At 42.6% G+C, this 1783-nt stretch carries 1 protein-coding gene; it reads left to right on the top strand.

The genetic code is table 11. From position 1 onward, the window contains the following. On the top strand, nucleotides 1–1687 hold a 1687-nt coding region (locus tag DS885_RS14535; RefSeq protein WP_147232365.1), incomplete at its 5' end, for an alpha-galactosidase. Nucleotides 1688–1783 lie beyond the last annotated feature (96 nt).

Here is a 1783-nt window from a genome sequence, read left to right as displayed (position 1 = left end):
ACTAACTAAGCTTGCCTCAACCTTGCCAGTCCCAAACTACGCCAATGAGCTGATGTCTTTTTATGGTCGCTGGACCCGAGAATTTCAAACACACCGTCAACCATTTACTCATGGTGGTTTGATTCAAGAGAACCGTCGTGGCAGAACTTCCCATGAGAATTTCCCAGGCCTATTTGTAGGGACAGAGCATTTTAATGAGCAACAGGGTCAAGTATGGGGTTTCCACCTAGGTTGGAGTGGTAACCATCAATTACGTGCAGATGTTAAAAGTGATGGTCGTCGTTTTGTACAAGCAGGCGAACTATTATTTGCTGGTGAAACCAGCCTAGCTCCTGCACAGCAATATACAACACCTTGGTTATATGCCACTTATAGTGACAACGGTTTAAATGGTATTTCTGATAAATTCCACCGTTTTGTACGCGCTAATATTATTAGCTTTCCAACTGATAAACCTCGCCCTGTACATCTTAATACCTGGGAAGGGATTTACTTTAAACACGATCCAGACTATATCATGAAGATGGCCACTGAAGCCGCAGCCATGGGTGTTGAACGCTTTATCATTGATGATGGTTGGTTTATTGGTCGTGATGATGATCGTACCTCATTAGGTGATTGGTACCTTGATCAAACTAAATACCCCAATGGTCTAGAGCCAGTGATTGATCATGTTAATCAACAAGGCATGGAGTTTGGACTTTGGGTTGAGCCTGAAATGATCAGTAAAGACTCTAACTTGTACCGCGAACATCCTGAATGGCTATTAGCTTTACCCGGTTATGAGCAACCATCAGGGCGTTGGCAATACCTGTTAGATCTACAAAACCCAGCCTGTTTTGATTACCTTTTTGAGCGTCTTGATAGCCTGTTATCAAAATACAACATTGCCTACTTAAAGTGGGATATGAACCGTGAAATAGTGCAACCTGGGCATCAAGGTAAAGCGGCTATACATGGTCAAACTAAGGCTTTATACCGATTACTAGACCAATTATTAGCCGCACATCCAAAAGTAGAAATAGAGTCTTGTGCATCTGGTGGTGGTCGAATCGACTTTGAGATCCTCAAGCGTACCCATCGTTTCTGGGCGTCAGATTGTAATGATGCATTAGAGCGCCAAGCCATTCAGCGTGGTATGAGCTACTTTTTTCCACCAGAGGTGATGGGCGCACATATCGGCCCTGAGGAGTGTCATTCAACGAATCGACGCCATCATATCAACATGCGCGGTATTACTGCATTAGGTGGGCATATGGGCGTTGAGCTTGACCCACTGCAAGTATCAGAAGAAGAAAGAGAAGCCTTTACAAAATATATCGCCTTGCATAAACAATATCGCACGCTATTACATACGGGTCAGCATGTGCGCTTGGATACACCTGATAAACATCAAAATATCTACGGGGTATATAATGATCAAGCTTCATTAATAACAGTTTGTCAATTAACCATGCCGGACTATGCGTTACCTTCGCCTTTACGTATCGAATACCTTGATAGTAATGCGAGCTACCGAGTGACTATGGTAGAAACGTCTGAGGCTAGTTTCCAATTAATGAAACAACGCCCTGCTTGGCTTGAAAAAACCATTACCTTAAGTGGTGATAGTCTGAAGTATATTGGATTGACTTTGCCTATTCTTGACCCAGAATCGGCGATCATGATTTACTTAGAAAAAGTATAACCATTGCAATTAACGGCTAGCACTCACTAGCCGTTATTACCCTATTATCAAACACTTTATGGGTATTAAATTAACTGTTCAGCCTGCTTAAGCAAA

The organism is Psychromonas sp. B3M02, assembly GCF_003318165.1.
Taxonomy (GTDB): Bacteria; Pseudomonadota; Gammaproteobacteria; order Enterobacterales; family Psychromonadaceae; genus Psychromonas.
The sequence above is the reverse complement of the archived record's forward strand: the minus strand, read 5'-3'. Positions and strand labels throughout refer to the sequence as shown.